This window comes from Achromobacter sp. JD-1, assembly GCF_038594925.1.
GTDB classification, from domain to species: domain Bacteria; phylum Pseudomonadota; class Gammaproteobacteria; order Burkholderiales; family Burkholderiaceae_B; genus Achromobacter; species Achromobacter spanius_C.
The window spans coordinates 110,060-122,794 of record NZ_JBCGCS010000002.1 but is presented as its reverse complement, the minus strand read 5'-3'; the positions used below and the strand labels follow the sequence as shown (position 1 = coordinate 122,794).

Genomic DNA, 12,735 nt, shown 5'->3' with positions numbered 1-12,735 from the left:
GATTTCAACTTGCGTTGTTTTCAACATACTGACTTAACTAAAACATGCGTCCTGAGCGCACTTGGTTTTACAATGTGGTCTTTCGACCCAGGGTTGCATGGTTTTGACACCTGATTTGCAGCCCTTCTGACCATTTCTGCTTCAGTGTTCAGCCTTGGGCGAACCACAGAAGCTGCGCATTATATACGGAAATTTTAGCTTTGGCAAAACGATCGAATAACGAATCGAAAAACAACAGATCAACATCCTTGCCCGAAGCGCCGCCGGACTTCGACCCTGACGTCCCGTCCCGTGAAGCCATTCTGACCGCGCTGCGTACCGCAGGTTCGCCGTTGTCTCCGGTGGAATTGGCCGAACGCATGGGCGTTGAGCGCGCGGCGACGATGGTCGGATTTGAACGCCGCCTGGGCGCCATGGAGCGCGACGGCCAGCTTATGCCCAACCGCAAGGGCGTCTTGCTGCTGGCCACCAAGTTGGACTTCGTTGCCGGCAAGGTGCTGGGCCACCGCGACGGCTTCGGTTTCCTGCTGCGCGATGATGGCGGGCCGGACCTGTTCCTGTCTCCGCGCGAAATGCTCAAGGTGCTGCATGGCGACCGCGTACTGGTCAAGCCCACCGGCGAATACCGGGGCAAGCCGGAAGGCACCATCGTTGAAGTCATTGAGCGCCGCACCAATAAGCTGGTGGGCCGTTTCCTGCACGAGCATGGCTTGTCCATCGTTGTGCCGGAAGACCAGCGTATCAAGCACGACATCCTGATTCCTCCCAGCGATACCAATGGCGCCCAGCATGGGCAGGTGGTCGCGGTTGAAATCATTGAGCAGCCCACGCGCCACACGCAGCCGCTGGGCCGTGTGGCTGAAGTGCTGGGCGAAATCGACGACCCCGGCATGGAAATCGAAATTGCCGTGCGCAAGTTCGACGTGCCGGTCGAGTTTTCGGAAGCCGCTCGCAAGCAGGCTGCGCGCCTGCCTGACGTCGTGCGCAAGAGCGATCTGAAAGACCGCGTTGATTTGCGCGATGTGCCACTGATCACTATTGATGGCGAAGACGCGCGCGACTTCGACGACGCCGTGTATTGCGAGCCCGTCGAGCTCGGCACGGGCCAACGCAAGCGTCCTGGCTGGCGCCTGTTGGTGGCCATTGCCGACGTCAGCCATTACGTCCGTCCCGGCGATGCGCTGGACGACGACGCCATTGAGCGCGGCACCAGCGTGTACTTCCCGCGCCGCGTCATTCCGATGTTGCCGGAATCCCTGTCCAACGGGCTGTGTTCGCTGAACCCCGACGTAGACCGCCTGGTGCTGGTGTGCGACATGGTGATCCCCGCGACGGGCGCCAAGGCCGGCACGGTCACGGCCTATCAGTTCTATAACGCGGTGATGCACTCGCATGCGCGCACCACCTACACGAACATCTGGGCGGCGTTGCAACAGCCTGGTGGCCCCGCCGCCGCCGCGATGCGCAACGTGTTGCCGCATGTCCAGCATCTGTACGAGCTGTTCCAATTGCTGGTGCAAGGCCGCAAGAAGCGGGGCGCCATTGATTTCGACACCGTCGAAACCAAGATCGTCTGCAACGAACTGGGCCGTATTGAACAAATCGTGCCGTCGGTGCGCAACGATGCCCACAAGCTGATCGAAGAATGCATGCTGGCCGCCAACACCTGCGCGGCTGATTTCATGACGCGCAGCAAGCATCCGGGCCTGTACCGCATTCACGAAGGCCCCACGCCGGAACGTCTGCAGTCGCTGCGCGAATTCCTGCGCACAATGGGCCTGTCGTTGGGCGGGGGCGATATGCCCACGGCCAAGGACTACGGCGACTTCCTCGACACCGTGCGCGGCCGTCCTGATTACCAGTTGCTGCAGTCGATGTGCCTGCGATCCATGCAACAGGCCGTCTACAGCCCCGACAACATGGGCCACTTCGGTTTGGCCTACCCGGGCTACAGCCACTTCACGTCGCCCATTCGCCGCTATCCCGACCTGCTGACGCACCGTGTCATCAAGGCGTTGCTGGCCGGGCAGCGCTATGTGCCCAGCCTGGATGACCACGCGGTGGTCATCGGGCGTACGCAGAAAGAACACGAACAGGCCATCTGGGAAAAGATGGGCCTGGTGCTGTCGGCCACCGAGCGCCGCGCCGACGAAGCGTCTCGCGACGTCGAGGCCTGGCTCAAGTGCTGGTTCGTCAAGGAACGTGTGGGCGAGGACTTCAGCGGCACCGTGACCGGCGTCGCCAGCTTTGGCATCTTCGTCACGCTGGATACGCTGCACGTTGAAGGGCTGGTGCATGTCTCCGAACTAGGTGGCGAGTACTTCCAATTCAACGACGGGTTGCATGAACTGCGCGGCGAGCGCACGGGCATGCGCTACCGCCTGACCGACAAGGTGCAGGTGCAGGTGGCGCGTGTTGACCTGGAAGCCCGCCGTATTGAGTTCCGCCTGGTGCAGGGCACGAGTTTCGACGCCTTGCGCAAGGCGTCGGCCCGGGGTCCCGACGAGCCGGTGCGCAGGGTAAAGAAGGCGGCGGCGCCGAAACCGGCTGCGCTGAAAGGCCAGACCGCCAAGGAACGCCGCGCGGACGCCAAGAAGGCGGGCAAGCCGCCTCGGACGGCCAAGCGCGCTGCTCCGGCAAAAAAGGCGACGCACAAGCGCCATTGACCGCTGGGTTGATGGCCCCTTCATGGTCAGCCCGCCGTAGGGCGGCGCGGCCATAAGGGGTAACATTGCGTTGATGGCCGGCTTGGTCCGGTGGCCCGCCCCCTTTGGGGCGGGTATTCGTTTATCTAAAGGTATTGCATTTATGGCGTCGACCCAAGTTCTAGCCGGGTTTCACGCGGTTGTCGCGCGGCTGCGCCACGCGCCCGAGTCGATCAAGGAAATCTATGTCGAGGCGTCGCGCCGCGACAAGCGCATGCAGACGTTCATCGAACAGGCCGAGAAGGCGGGCTGCCGCGTGCATCCGGTTCCGATGGAGCGCCTGGACGGGCTGTCGCGCGGTACGCGCCACCAAGGCGTAGTGGCCCTGGCCGACGAGCGCCAGCTGGCCGTGGATGTGGACGAAGTGCTCGATGTGATCGAAGGGCCGCCGCTGCTTTTGATTCTGGATGGCGTGACGGACCCGCACAATCTGGGCGCCTGCCTGCGTACCGCTGATGCGGCCGGCGTGCATGCCGTGATCGCGCCGCGCGACCGCGCGGTGGGTTTGAATGCCACCGTGCAGCGCGTGGCTTGCGGCGCGGCCGATACCGTCCCCTACCTGATGGTGACCAACTTGGCGCGCACCATGCGCAGCCTGAAGGATCGCGGCGTGTGGCTGGTGGGCACCGATGACCAGGCTACCGAGAGCATGCACCAGATCGACGCGCGCCAGCCGATGGCCTGGGTCATGGGCGCCGAAGGCGAGGGCATGCGACGCCTGACCCGCGAAACCTGCGACCAGTTGGTGAACATTCCAATGCTGGGTTCGGTGGAAAGCCTGAACGTCAGCGTGGCCAGCGCCGTCTGCCTGTACGAAACCGTGCGTCAGCGCAAAGCCTGAGCCGTTCCGTCCGATTCTTTTCCCGCTTTTTTTACACGTCAGCCCATCATGCACCAGAACGGCTTTACCACCACGATCCTCCATTCCGACCGCCAACAATCCGTCGAGCACGGAGCGGTGCACAAGCCGATGCATCCGTCGTCGGAATTCGCCTACGACGACGCGCGTGAACTGGCGGCAGTGTTCCAGGGCAAGGCGGGCTTTACCTACGCGCGCCAGGGCACGCCCACCACCACGGCGCTGGAAGCCAAGATCAACCACATGGAAGGCGGCAAGGGCACCGTCAGCTTCGCTACCGGCATGGCGGCGTTGTCGGCTATCTTCACGACCCTGCTGCGCCGTGGTGACCACATGGTGTCCAGCCAATTTGTGTTCGGCAATACCAATAGCCTGTTGGGCACGCTGCTTGAGCTGGGTGTTGAAATCACTTTCGTGGATGCGACGGACGCGGCGCAAGTGCGCGCGGCCATTCAGCCCAATACGCGCATGGTCTTTACGGAAACCATCGCCAACCCGGGCACGCAGGTTGCCGACCTGGCGGTGATCGGCGAGATCTGCCGCGAAAAAAATCTGGTCTACGTCGTGGACAACACGCTGACGTCGCCCTGGATGTTCCGCCCGTCGACGGTGGGCGCGTCGCTGGTGATGAATTCGCTGTCGAAATATATCGGCGGCCATGGCAACGCGCTGGGCGGCGCGGTGACGGACACCGGCCTGTATGACTGGGTCGACTATTCCAATATCTATGACGCCTATCGCAAGGGCCCGTCCACGGCGTGGGGGCTGACCCAGATCAAGAAGAAGGGCTTGCGCGACATGGGCGGCACGCTGGCGGCCGAGCCCGCGCACCGCATCGCCGTTGGCGCCGAAACGCTGGCGCTGCGCATGGCCAAACACTGCGCCAACGCGCTGGCGCTGGCCCGCTTTCTGAACGAACACCCTGGCGTGGCCAAGGTGCATTACCCCGGTTTGGCCGGCCACGCGCAGCATGCGCGCGCCGCCGCCTTGTTCGGCTCGCGCTTTGGCGGCCTGCTGGGCGTGGAGCTGGCCGATGGGGTGGACTGCTTTGATTTCCTGAACCGCCTGCGCATCGTGCTGATGGCAACGCACCTGGGCGACACCCGCAGCCTGGCGCTGCCGGCCGCGCACACCATCTATTACGAGATGGGCGCCGAACGTCGCAAGCAAATGGGCATTGCGGACAGCCTGATCCGCGTGTCGGTCGGCATTGAGGACGAGGCCGATCTGCTGTTTGATTTCGATCAGGCGCTCAATGGTTGCCTGAAGGGATAATTCGGCAACCGCGCGCTGGGCGTCTTTGCGACTGGCGCGCTTCAAGGACCCCCGGCTCATGCTTATACAGATTGCAGACGTTTTCACGCCCGACGAGGCGGCTGATATCCGTCAGAGGCTGGATGCCTCCGAATGGGTGGACGGCAAGGTCACGGCGGGCTACCAGTCCGCCGAGGTCAAGCGCAACCGCCAGTTGTCCGAGCAGCATCCGCTGGCGCAGGAGCTGGGCAACCTTATCTTGCAGCGGCTGGCCACGAACAACCTGTTCATGTCGGCTGCCTTGCCCCGCAAGATCTTCCCGCCCCTGTTCAACCGTTATGAGAGCGGCGAGGCCTTCGGCTATCACGTGGACAATGCGGTGCGCGGCATCACGGGTACAGCCGAGCGCGTGCGCACGGACTTGTCCGCCACGCTGTTTTTCTCGGAGCCTGATTCCTACGACGGCGGCGAACTCGTCATTGATGACACTTATGGTCCACGCGCGGTGAAGCTGCCAGCGGGGCACATGGTGCTGTACCCGGGCACCAGCCTGCACAAGGTGAACCCGGTGACGCGCGGTGCGCGTGTCAGTTCGTTTTTCTGGATGCAAAGCCTGGTGCGCGAGGATAGCCAGCGAGCATTGCTGCTGGATATGGACGTGGCGATACAACGCTTGAACCAGGACGTGGCGGGGCACGCATCCCTCGTGCAGCTGACCGGCATTTATCACAATTTGCTGCGCCGCTGGGCGGATGTTTGATTCAGGCTTGAAGTGTTTTTGGCGGTGTCGCGCAAACCCCGAAATGCGCGTTTGTGTATATTGCGAAAACGGCTAAAAGCTAGTATTGGCGCGGGTTGTGGTGAGGTTTTTGCTTGACAGCCGCTCTGCGCCAAGGCCTAATACACCTCTGCGTCGCTGACGGTTTGAAGACATTTATGTCATCAAATCCTAGGCGGCGCAGCAGTTTAAAAGTTGTGCTTTTGCAGCGCAAGAAAAGTCTATCCACTGTCTGTTCGTCGTTTGTCGGACCTTGCGATTAGTTGGTGGCGTCCCCTCATGACAGCCATGAACCCCACGGTCTCGCCAGACTCCATACCTTGTGAGGGGTACACCTGAATGAACAAAACTGAACTCATCGATCACATCGCCAGCAAGGCCGATATCTCCAAGGCTGCTGCCGGCCGTTCGCTCGACGCCCTGATCGGTGCCGTCAAGACCACGCTGAAGAAAGGCGGCACGGTAACGTTGGTTGGCTTTGGCACGTTTGCTGTGTCGGCTCGCGCTGCTCGCACCGGCCGTAACCCGCGCACGGGCGAAACCATCAAGATCAAGAAGGCCAAGGTGCCGAAGTTCCGTCCGGGCAAGGCCCTGAAGGACGCCGTCAACTAATCGACGGCAAGGCGGTCGCTGGGCACCGGCCCCACGCGATTTGCCGACAACGACGCGGTCCGGTATACTCCGGCCCGCGTATTGCTTTTGAGTACCCCGAGTTGGCTGCGAATTGGTCACTGCCTTGAACGAGTCATCGTGTTCAAGCAGCACTGAAAGTGTCAGGATCGGGTGCTTAGCTCAGTTGGTAGAGCGGCGCCCTTACAAGGCGTAGGTCACAGGTTCGACCCCTGTAGCACCCACCACCCAAAAGCGCGTTAAATCAGGCACTTAGGCTCAGCCAAGTGCCTTTTTTATTGCCCTTTTGCCACCCGAATAGGGAGTCTAAGGGAGCCTCAACCAACCATAAAGAGCTTGCTACCAACCGTCCTACGCCCTACATTGGCCGCTCTTAACGAGTAGGCGCGGGGGCAGCGGTGGCAGGAAAGAGAAAGCGGGCGAACGGCACCTGGGAATACATTTTCAAGCGCGCAGGCGTGCTGGAAAAGCCCATCTACATGACGTTCACTTCCGAGGAAGAGGGCGACGCATATGCCTCCCGACTGGAGGCGCTGCTAGACAATGGCATCGTGCCGGCGGAACACCGCGCCGAAAGCCGCATTTTGACGATTGCCGATCTTGACCGTGAGTACCAGCGGAACGCCCACCCGTCCCCCAAGGATGTGGCGGCGCTTCGTGTGGTGGTACGCATGGAGGGCGGCACCCCGCTTCGGGGCATCGCGGCGGCCTGGGTGGACAATTGGATTTCGGCCATGAAACGCATAGAGCGGCTGGCACCCGCGTCGATCAGGGCGCGCGTGGGCGCTTTGGCGCGGTGCACTGATTGGGGGATGCGGCAGGGCTATCTGACGATGCCAGATCACCCGTTCCGGTCCTTACCGAACGGGTACGCCCAATACACCGAAGAGGATCGAGTCAAGGCCGGGGGCGTGAAGCGCGTCGATCAGGAGCGTGATCGCCGGCTTGAACGGGGCGAGAATGAAGCAATCTTAGCGGTCATCGATGGCGGCGAGCTTGCAAGGAAGCATAAGCCCTATCCGCTACCGGACAAGGTGGCGCTGCGCCTTCTGTACCAGCTCGCGCTGGAATCTGCGATGAGGCTGCGGGAAATGTACACGCTGCGTGTGCATCAAGTGGATTTGCCCAAGCGGACTATCTTTCTGGACAAGACCAAGAACGGGGACAAGCGCCAGGTGCCCATGTCGAGTATTGCGCGCGGCTTGCTGGAGTCCCACATGTTGGAACGTCAGATCGCACCCGATGCGCTCTTGTTCCCCTGGTGGAACGGCGAGGATGCCTCCTTGCCGGCAACCAGCGACTTTCTGTCCAAGCTATTCGCGAATATTTTCGAACAGGCTGGATGCGAAGACTTACGGTTCCATGACCTTCGGCACGAAGCCACGAGTCGCCTTTTTGAGCGCACCCAGCTTTCGGAAACGCAGATCATGAAAATTACCGGCCACAAGAGTCAGCGGATGATGATGCGCTACGCGAACCTGCGCGGTTCTGACCTTGCCGCTGGGCTTTGGTAGGCGCCCGCATCCTGGCGCTGGTCTGCGTGACGATCATCTTCTCCAGATACCCCAGAACATCCTTGACCAGCATAACGTAGGCCCGCCCGACCTTGGCGGCGGGGATGGCGGCGTCATCGATCAAACCAAGAACGGTTTTTGGGTGAACGCTGAGTAATTCAGCGGCGCCCTGCACACCAGTGGTGGGCGAACTTGCGCCGAATTGCGCGGGGGAACGCTGAACGCGCGCTCCGCGTGTCTGTACGGGGGCTGGCAGGCCAAGGTTGCCCGCCTGGGCATTGTTGCTCTGCGTAGTCATTTCGTTTGGTCCTTATTTACCTCGGCCGGTTCGGCTTTCCAATCCCTGTAGCGCTCCAGGCTGCCCTTGGCGTTGGGCGTCGGCGGTGTGATGCCCTGATGGTTGTCCAGCCACGCCTGCACCTCGCCACCTGACCACATCTTGCGCAGGTGCGCCGGGAACACGATGCGCTCCGCTTTGGTGGCCTTGGGGGCGGTGTGGCCGTAGCGAGCCAAGGCGATGCGGGCGCCTTTCAGTGCCCATTCACCGCCAGGGCCGAGCGATGCAGGGAAGCAGGCGTAGAGGTCGGCATCGGTGGGCGTGTTCTGGGCAGCGCTGACCTGTGGCGCGGGAAGGAGGGGCAGCCACGCGCCGGACCGCCTGCGCACATCTTCAATGTGGTCGTTGTGGATCGGCCCCTCATAGCCACCATCGGAGCGCGGTCGATACCAAAACAGCGCCTCCCCGGCTACAGGAGCGCTTGCCACCACCCCAGATCCTTCGCAATGCGAGCATTCTTCCTGAACGTCGTAGGCGTCCGGACCATTGCCGCTCAGGCGCAGAATTGTCCCGTTCCCCGTACAGCGAGGGCATTGCCGCTCCACAGTATCGGCTACCGGCTCGCCCGCGTGCACGCCCTCCGCGCGCAGCTTGGACAGCGCATCGCGGATCACATCGCGCAGCTTCGCTTCTTCGCGTTCGGCCTGCTCCTTGCCGTCGCCCTGGTCGAATGGACCGCCGTAGAAGGCCCAGGCAGAGGCGAACACCTGGGCCTGTTCCATGATGGCGTCGATTTCCTTGTTTGCCGCCTGGGCGGCGCTGTTTTGGTGGGTCATGCTGCGTCCTTTGCCGCTTCGGCGGCCACCCGCTCAAAGTGGAATATGATCTTCGCGCCAGTCTCAACGGCTAGGCCGAATCGCAAAGCGTGGCGGTAGGTTGGATAGTTGTCGGTGAGAACCTTGCAGGTGCGCTGAAGCTTTAGGCGCCAGGCTTCCAGGCTCATCGCGTGCTTGTCGATGTTGCACGGCGGGCAGGCGGGCATGTAGTTCTCGGGAACGTCTCGCTCTGGGCGAAGAGGCGCACCGCTCACCAGCTTCCAGGAGCGCTCCCCGCGCACCATTTTCAGGTCGCGCTGAACCGGCTCAAGGTGATCAACGTGCCAGCGCTCCGGCAGCGGCTCCCCGCAGTACGCGCATTTGCCGTCGAACATGGCGAAGACGCGGGCGCGCTCGGCTTTACTGATCGCCATTTCGCCGCTCCCCGCCGACACCAAGATGGGCTGCGCCGATTGTTTCGACGGTCACGTTGCGGGTGCAACCTTTGCCGCAGTTTTCAGAATGCAGCGCTTTCACATTGCCGGCGTTGCTGGTGAAGTAGACCCAGCGGCCGGCATCATAGAACCTGAAGACGGTGACGCCTTTGTGAGTGAACAGCTCGTCAACCGAAATGCCTTGGTTATCGGTTCTGGACACGGAAACAGGCTCTTTTGAGCAGGCCGCCAACATTGCGGCCAACACGATGCATATCAGCGCGCGCAAGGTGGCCCTGCGGTAAGCAAGTGCGGCGCGCAGGCGCCAAATGAAATTGCTCATGCGGAGATCCTTTGCAGCTTGGCATCTTGGCGGGACCAAGAGGCCATTTCGGGCAGGTTGGCGCGGACCAGTGCCGCCGCCAGAGGCGGGCAGACGCTGTTGCCGCACATGCGGACCTGGGCGTGTTTGGGAAGGCGCCGGCCGTTGATCGTCGGCGCGATGATGTAGTCCTGCGGGAAGCCCTGGGCGGCGTACAGTTCGTGCGGCTCCAGCATTCGCATGCCGATATCCGCGATCTGGTATTCCTGGCCGGCGACGGTCACCAGGCCCAAGCGATCCTTCGTCGGAATGGTGTGCATCTGATCTGCGGCGCTCTGATCCTGCCCGCCCTGGCCGTAGTACTTGACCAGGAAGGCGCGGACCTCGCCGACGTGGGTGCCGCCTGCCGTGACGGTGGCCACCGGTTCACCTGCGGCGCTGCCCGTGCATTCGCCACGCAGCTTGATTAGGTTCGACGTGACCAAGGCGTGGTGGTCCGCAGTCGTGATCGTATGGGCGGGGCCATCCAGCGGCGCGCCTGCGCCTTCGTAGCCGCCGCCGTAGTGCTTTGCCATGAAGGCGGACACAAGGGCGTGCTTGCCGCCTTGGGCTGTTACGGTGCCCAGGGGGCGGCCCAGGTCCAGCGCGCGGGGTGCTTGCCCCTCGCGCTCGCCGTATCCCGTCTGAATCAGCGTGGGAGCAACGACCGCGAAGTGCCCACCTTTCACCTCGGCGCACTGGGTGCGCAGCGGCTCATCGGCGGGGAAATTGCGCTGGGTGGATCCGTTGGCATGTTCGGTCAAGTATGGCGCGACCACCGCCATCCCGTGGCTTGCCGTTACGGTCTTGAGCGGTTCGTGAATGCCGCTGCCCCTGAAGCAGTCGTACACGGTGCGATTGCTGGTGTGGTTGCACTTCACGATGAACGGGGCTGCGGAATCAAGGACATACCGCCGGATCCCCCGTGCTATTCGCTTCATGGTGGCTCCGGCCAGGGGGCGGGCACGTTCGAAGATGGAAGGGCAGGGGATAGACCAGTCGATGCAGTCCGCCGCCGTACGCCAGGGCTGCAAACGACCTTCAACCACATCCGGCGAAGTGGGCGCGCCATGGGTCGGCGACGGCCACACAATGGGCTGTCCATCGCAGCGGGCAATCAGGAACAGGCGCTTACGAATGGTCGGGGCTCCGTAGTCGCAGGCACGGAGTTCGCGGTGTTCGACGCGGTAGCCCTTTTCTTGCAGTTGGTGGATAAAGGACCGGAACGTCTTGCCCTTGCGGAGCGGGCACGGCTGGCCACTTTCCAGCAGAGGCCCCCACGTGCGGAATTCTTCGACGTTCTCCAGCATGATGACGCGGGGGCGGACCAGGGCGGCCCAACGCAGCACTACCCAGGCAAGGCCGCGGATTCGCTTTTCACGCGGTTTGCCGCCCTTCGCCTTGCTGAAATGCTTGCAGTCGGGGCTGAACCAGCCGAGGCCAACGGGGCGGCCCTTGGTGACTTCAAGCGGGTCAACATCCCAAACCGATTCGCAGTAATGACGGGTCTGCGGGTGGTTCATGCTGTGCATCGCAATGGCTTCGGCGTCGTGATTGATTGCCACATCCACGCAGCGGCCCAGGGCCAATTCGATGCCTGTGGAGGCACCGCCGCCGCCGGCGAAGTTGTCGATGATGAGTTCTTCGTTGATGTCCAAAACAAACTGGTCGCGGATCATGCTGTGGGTTCCTTCTGCTGGGCAATGGCGGCGTCGATGTTTACCGGGTCGAACAGTTCGTGTGCCGCGTCAAAGTCGATCCAGTTGCCCGACCGATCTTCGACCCGCTTTACGCCACCGCTCGGGCCAATCCAGAAGCTGTACCGTTGCAGGGCGCACAGGCCTTTACGCACAGCCTCAAAGGCCGCATCGCGGTCGCCCAGCGCATCGTCGGCAGGGGTAGCGGGATTGGCGCTCGACGCAGCGGTGTCGTCTTGCCGAACGACGGCTGAGACCTTGGAGCCCAGTTCCATCCAGCGTTTGGCAACGGTCACGGAATCCGTAAAGTGGGCGGGGAAGGTGCCCTCGCAGTACCAGCCGATGATGGGCTGCTGGCCTGTATTGCAGGTGGCGGTCATGGCGTCGCGCCCTGGTCGGAGGGGATTTCGGCCTGGCCGGCAGCAGCTGCGGCTTCTGTCTGACGGCGCTGCTTTTCGGCTTGCTTGGCGCGGACGGTTTCGACAGCACCGTGAGCGTCGAACAGATCGATAAGCGCGGTGGCCGGAATGGTGATCGTCTCGCTGGCTACGCGACCTTCCTTGATGTCCACAAGGGTTGCGCGCTGGTTGGCATCCAGGCCCTTGATAAAGGCGTCCACGCCGCTGATGAGCGGGGACACTACCTTGCGGGGCAGGGCGCGACCGTGGATGCTGCTGGGCGTCACCCTGGACTTGCCGGTGGCCTTGGCCTTTTCAAGCTGGGCTTGCAGGAAGGCGCCGGCGGCTTCGCCATGCTTGGCGATTGCTTCGATGGCAGTAGACGCCTTGACCGCGCCGGAAAGCACCAGTGCGTGTACGTCGCTGTTGGCGTGGGCCAGGCTGATCATCTTTGCGACCCACTGCGGGGACACCTGTTCAAGGCGGGCAATGCGCTCGTTGTCCCACCTGAAGCCGGCCAGCTTTGCATACCCAAAAGCCGTTTCCAGTGGCAGGAGGTGACGGCCCTTGGCGCTGCTGATGACGCGGGCGGTACGGTCGGCGTCGTTGCCGACGAATGCCATCACGTCTATCCAGACGACCCCATCGTCATCCTGAAGCGGCGCGCCTGCGGCAATCGCTCTACCAATCTGTATGTGACGGCGGTGCCCTTCAACGATCCAGACGCCGCCTTCGTTGCGCGGGCGGACTTCCAGCGGCGGAAGCGGACCGCCGGCCATGATGTGCTGAAACAGGCTTTCGTCGTCGGCCTCGGCCTTTTCACGCTCTTCGCCTTCCAGCAGTGCAATAGGGGTCCGCAGGTTAAAGCCAGGTTCGACATACAGGTCTTCGTAGCGGACTTGCATTGCGTGGGCGCGCTTGATTTCTTTGTTGAGAATCTTTTGCCTAAAAGAGACAGGCGCGGTGGATTGATCGGACATGGAAAATCCTCAATGGGATACGATTTACAAACG

13 protein-coding genes and 1 tRNA gene are annotated in these 12,735 nt (G+C 62.3%); 7 read left to right on the top strand and 7 right to left on the bottom strand.

What is annotated here, in order from left to right; genetic code table 11:
* Positions 1–200: 200 nt before the first annotated feature.
* The 7 genes from rnr (at position 201) to WBR68_RS03710 (ending at position 7,740) form a co-directional block, all read left to right on the top strand.
* Positions 201–2,666, top strand: coding sequence for a ribonuclease R (gene rnr / locus WBR68_RS03740; protein ID WP_050445935.1), 2,466 nt, complete (start codon positions 201–203; stop codon positions 2,664–2,666).
* Between the two features lie 142 nt (positions 2,667–2,808).
* The gene (gene rlmB / locus WBR68_RS03735; protein WP_100857043.1) at positions 2,809–3,546 is read left to right on the top strand and encodes a 23S rRNA (guanosine(2251)-2'-O)-methyltransferase RlmB; all 738 of its coding nucleotides are present in this window, start codon (positions 2,809–2,811) and stop codon (positions 3,544–3,546) included.
* Between the two features lie 48 nt (positions 3,547–3,594).
* Positions 3,595–4,839 carry a cystathionine gamma-synthase family protein gene (locus WBR68_RS03730; RefSeq protein ID WP_050445933.1) on the top strand — a complete coding sequence of 415 codons (1,245 nt, stop codon included), beginning with the start codon at positions 3,595–3,597 and terminating at the stop codon, positions 4,837–4,839.
* 58 nt (positions 4,840–4,897) lie between these two features.
* The gene (locus WBR68_RS03725) at positions 4,898–5,578 is read left to right on the top strand and encodes a Fe2+-dependent dioxygenase (RefSeq protein WP_050445932.1); all 681 of its coding nucleotides are present in this window, start codon (positions 4,898–4,900) and stop codon (positions 5,576–5,578) included.
* 357 nt (positions 5,579–5,935) lie between these two features.
* On the top strand, positions 5,936–6,208 hold the full coding sequence (locus WBR68_RS03720; RefSeq protein ID WP_003812968.1) for an HU family DNA-binding protein: 273 nt from the start codon (positions 5,936–5,938) through the stop codon (positions 6,206–6,208).
* A 169-nt stretch (positions 6,209–6,377) separates the two neighbouring features.
* Positions 6,378–6,453, top strand: a tRNA-Val gene (locus WBR68_RS03715).
* A gap of 171 nt (positions 6,454–6,624) precedes the next feature.
* Complete coding sequence (locus WBR68_RS03710; protein ID WP_230693573.1) at positions 6,625–7,740, top strand: site-specific integrase; 1,116 nt, start codon at positions 6,625–6,627, stop codon at positions 7,738–7,740.
* Here WBR68_RS03710 and WBR68_RS31480 read toward each other — a convergent pair.
* From WBR68_RS31480 to WBR68_RS03680, 7 genes are read right to left on the bottom strand one after another with little or no spacing between them, the layout of a single operon-like run.
* Positions 7,661–8,038 (bottom strand): helix-turn-helix domain-containing protein, encoded by a 378-nt coding sequence (locus WBR68_RS31480; RefSeq protein WP_370641184.1) that lies wholly within the window; start codon positions 8,036–8,038, stop codon positions 7,661–7,663. The two genes, WBR68_RS03710 and WBR68_RS31480, sit on opposite strands and share 80 nt — an antisense overlap.
* On the bottom strand, positions 8,035–8,853 hold the full coding sequence (locus WBR68_RS03705) for a hypothetical protein (RefSeq protein WP_230693572.1): 819 nt from the start codon (positions 8,851–8,853) through the stop codon (positions 8,035–8,037). Before WBR68_RS03705 ends, WBR68_RS31480 begins: the two co-directional genes overlap by 4 nt.
* Positions 8,850–9,266, bottom strand: a complete 417-nt coding sequence (locus WBR68_RS03700; protein WP_230693571.1) for an HNH endonuclease — start codon at positions 9,264–9,266, stop codon at positions 8,850–8,852. The genes WBR68_RS03705 and WBR68_RS03700 overlap by 4 nt, the downstream gene beginning before the upstream one ends.
* Entirely contained in the window at positions 9,253–9,609 is a 357-nt protein-coding gene (locus WBR68_RS03695; protein WP_230693570.1) for a hypothetical protein, read from the bottom strand. Before WBR68_RS03695 ends, WBR68_RS03700 begins: the two co-directional genes overlap by 14 nt.
* Positions 9,606–11,306, bottom strand: a complete 1,701-nt coding sequence (locus WBR68_RS03690; RefSeq protein ID WP_230693569.1) for a DNA cytosine methyltransferase — start codon at positions 11,304–11,306, stop codon at positions 9,606–9,608. Before WBR68_RS03690 ends, WBR68_RS03695 begins: the two co-directional genes overlap by 4 nt.
* Positions 11,303–11,704: a hypothetical protein gene (locus WBR68_RS03685; RefSeq protein ID WP_230693568.1), complete on the bottom strand. Its 402-nt coding sequence runs from the start codon at positions 11,702–11,704 to the stop codon at positions 11,303–11,305. The genes WBR68_RS03690 and WBR68_RS03685 overlap by 4 nt, the downstream gene beginning before the upstream one ends.
* The gene (locus WBR68_RS03680) at positions 11,701–12,702 is read right to left on the bottom strand and encodes a ParB/RepB/Spo0J family partition protein (protein ID WP_230693567.1); all 1,002 of its coding nucleotides are present in this window, start codon (positions 12,700–12,702) and stop codon (positions 11,701–11,703) included. The genes WBR68_RS03685 and WBR68_RS03680 overlap by 4 nt, the downstream gene beginning before the upstream one ends.
* Positions 12,703–12,735: the final 33 nt, after the last annotated feature.

What these genes read in the sequence shown, in the direction of transcription:
- WBR68_RS03690 (WP_230693569.1), bottom strand. Translation starts at nt 11,306, where the DNA reads ATGATCCGCGACCAGTTTGTTTTGGACATCAACGAAGAACTCATCATC.
- WBR68_RS03725 (WP_050445932.1), top strand. Translation starts at nt 4,898, where the DNA reads ATGCTTATACAGATTGCAGACGTTTTCACGCCCGACGAGGCGGCTGAT.
- WBR68_RS03705 (WP_230693572.1), bottom strand. Translation starts at nt 8,853, where the DNA reads ATGACCCACCAAAACAGCGCCGCCCAGGCGGCAAACAAGGAAATCGAC.
- WBR68_RS03730 (WP_050445933.1), top strand. Translation starts at nt 3,595, where the DNA reads ATGCACCAGAACGGCTTTACCACCACGATCCTCCATTCCGACCGCCAA.
- rlmB (WP_100857043.1), top strand. Translation starts at nt 2,809, where the DNA reads ATGGCGTCGACCCAAGTTCTAGCCGGGTTTCACGCGGTTGTCGCGCGG.
- WBR68_RS31480 (WP_370641184.1), bottom strand. Translation starts at nt 8,038, where the DNA reads ATGACTACGCAGAGCAACAATGCCCAGGCGGGCAACCTTGGCCTGCCA.
- WBR68_RS03685 (WP_230693568.1), bottom strand. Translation starts at nt 11,704, where the DNA reads ATGACCGCCACCTGCAATACAGGCCAGCAGCCCATCATCGGCTGGTAC.
- WBR68_RS03700 (WP_230693571.1), bottom strand. Translation starts at nt 9,266, where the DNA reads ATGGCGATCAGTAAAGCCGAGCGCGCCCGCGTCTTCGCCATGTTCGAC.
- WBR68_RS03680 (WP_230693567.1), bottom strand. Translation starts at nt 12,702, where the DNA reads ATGTCCGATCAATCCACCGCGCCTGTCTCTTTTAGGCAAAAGATTCTC.
- WBR68_RS03720 (WP_003812968.1), top strand. Translation starts at nt 5,936, where the DNA reads ATGAACAAAACTGAACTCATCGATCACATCGCCAGCAAGGCCGATATC.
- WBR68_RS03695 (WP_230693570.1), bottom strand. Translation starts at nt 9,609, where the DNA reads ATGAGCAATTTCATTTGGCGCCTGCGCGCCGCACTTGCTTACCGCAGG.